This window comes from Mucilaginibacter sp. P4_G9 (genome assembly GCF_056400985.1).
This window is the reverse complement of record NZ_JBFUKF010000555.1, coordinates 1-2639: the sequence shown is the minus strand read 5'-3', so window position 1 is coordinate 2639 and position 2639 is coordinate 1. Positions and strand designations below refer to the sequence as shown.

General features: G+C 41.3%; 2 protein-coding genes. One reads left to right on the top strand and one right to left on the bottom strand.

Annotated features, from left to right (window positions below; genetic code table 11):
• On the top strand, positions 1 to 1042 hold a 1042-nt coding region (locus tag AC1DPZ_RS25220), incomplete at its 5' end, for an endo-beta-N-acetylglucosaminidase H (RefSeq protein WP_477408666.1).
• Positions 1043 to 1191: 149 nt separating this feature from the next.
• Here the strand turns inward: AC1DPZ_RS25220 and AC1DPZ_RS25215 are convergent.
• A complete protein-coding gene (locus AC1DPZ_RS25215) occupies positions 1192 to 2382 on the bottom strand; it encodes a phosphoglycerate kinase (RefSeq protein WP_477408664.1) in 1191 nt (396 codons plus the stop codon).
• Positions 2383 to 2639 lie beyond the last annotated feature (257 nt).

Below are 2639 nucleotides of genomic sequence, written 5' to 3'. Positions count from 1 at the left end.
TAATAATGATATCCGTAACGTGGGCAATTACTACCTTTCAACCGGTGAGCAGTTGTTTGATATTGCCATTATATTTGCAGCTAATATCAATTACAATACCACAACCCAAAAAGCCGAACTATTTTTTAATACACAGGTAACCAATGTACTAAGCAATAAGGCAACCTATATACAACCCTTACAGGCTAAAGGCATTAAAGTACTGCTATCAATTTTAGGTAACCACCAGGGTGCCGGCATTTGTAACTTTCCCGATCAGGCATCCGCTACCGCATATGCACAATTACTGAGCGATGCGGTTACAACTTACGGACTTGATGGAATTGACTTTGATGATGAATACGCTGATTACGGCAACAACGGAACCGGGCAGCCTAATTCAAGCTCGTTTGTTTATTTGGTTACCGCGCTACGCCAGTTGATGCCTACAAAGATCATTTCATTTTACTTTTACGGACCGGCAGCATCCCGTTTAAGCTTTAATGGTGTAACCGTAGGCTCAAAAGTTGACTACAGCTGGAACGCCATTTATGGCACTTACTCGGTACCAGCAGTACCGGGCCTTGCGGCAAGCAACCTTGGGCCGGCGGCCATTAATATTCAAAGCACAAGCTCATCAACTGCCGCATCACTGGCTACACAAACTGTAAACAATAACTATGGCATTTACCTGTATTACAACCTGCCAAATGCCGACACGCATACTTATTTAAGCAGTGTATCAAATGCGCTGTATGGTAAGGGTACCACTTTTAATACAGGAACGCCTGCTGTAGGGGTTAATTTTTACCAGAATATTAATTATGCCGGTACAGCAACAGGGAATATACCAAAGGGTAACTACACCCTGGCTCAGCTACAGGCTTATGGTTTTGTTGACAACTGGGCGTCCTCAATGAAAGTACCGGCCGGATGGACAGTGACCATGTACAGCAGCAATAACTTTGGCGGTACTTCGTGGATACGTACATCAAACACCTCAAACTTTACCACCCTATTGCCAAACGCGAATGATGTGGTATCATCAGTTAAAATAAACTAAACCTAAAAAGGACTTTTCGGGCAGCTATCAGCTGCTTGAAAAGTCCTTTTTTTAAATATGATAAATAAAACAAATGAATGCCTATATACTACTTAAGATATAATCTATTTGAGCACTAATAGTTACACTCACTAACTCGTTATAATCATTTAGTCGTTAATAGCCTTCACACCCGGTAGTTCTTTGCCTTCCATATACTCCAGCAGTGCGCCACCACCGGTTGATACATAGCTAACCTCATCGGTAAGGTTAAATTTAGCAACCGCAGCTGCAGAATCACCACCACCAATTAATGAGAATGCTCCGTTTTCGGTTGCTTTTACTACAGCCTCGGCTATAGCTTTTGTACCCACCAAAAATGTTTCCATTTCAAATACGCCCATTGGGCCATTCCATAAAATGGTTTTTGATTCTTCAACTACTTTGCTGAATAATTTTACCGTTTCAGGACCAATATCCAATCCCATCCAGTTGTCTGGAATTTGACCGGTTTTTGCAACATCGGTTTTTGCTTCGTTTGAAAAAGCATCGGCGACCACGTTATCTACAGGCAGATAAAGTTTTACACCTTTATCTTTAGCTTTTTGTACCAGGCTTGTGGCAAGATCAAGTTTGTCGGCTTCAACAAGCGATGTACCAATGCTACCTCCGTCTGCTTTAGCAAAGGTGTAAGCCATGCCTCCACCAATAATCAGGTTATCTACTTTATCCAGCAATCTTTCTATCAGTTGGATCTTATCAGAAACCTTAGAACCACCCATAATAGCAGTAAAAGGTTTTGCAGCTCCGTTCAAGATTTTTTCGGCATTAGCCAGTTCGGCTGCCATCAGGTAACCAAAGTATTTGGCATCAGGAAAAAACTGTGCTATAATTGCCGTTGAAGCGTGCGCGCGGTGAGCAGTACCAAACGCATCGTTTACGTATATATCACCTAATTTCGATAGTTTTTCTGCAAAGGCTACATCGCCTTTTTCTTCCTCCTTGTAAAAACGAAGATTTTCTAATAACAACACTTCGCCGTTACCCAAATTCTTAGCTTTTTCAACTGCCTGCGCGCCAATACAATCATCAGCAAATTCAACCTGCTGCCCCAACAGATCGGATAGATGAGGCACAACATGTTTTAATGAAAATTCTTCTGTAGGCCCGCTTTTCGGTCTGCCCAGGTGCGACATCAGGATAACTTTGCCGCCATCTTTTAAAATCTTTTTTATAGTTGGCAGCGCCGCCGTCATCCGGTTATCATCAGTAATTTTATAGTTTTTATCCAAGGGCACATTAAAATCAACCCTGATTAGGGCTTTTTTGCCTGCGAAACTAATTTGATCTACAGTTTTCATATGATTATATGGGTCATTATATGTGAGGGCTGCAAATTCAGCATTTTATTCTAAATTCTTAATGAAAAAGTAAAAAAGGTGTTCTTTTTCGCCTAAAACTTCATCTTAATTTAACATACATCACATAATGTGGCCCAATTTCCGGCACTTCAAATTCTGTTGAGACGATCTCGAAACCGGTATTATGATAAAATGGGACAGCTTTTTTGCGGGCATTACACCAAACATAATTCACCTTTTGGCCACGCAGGTAGGTA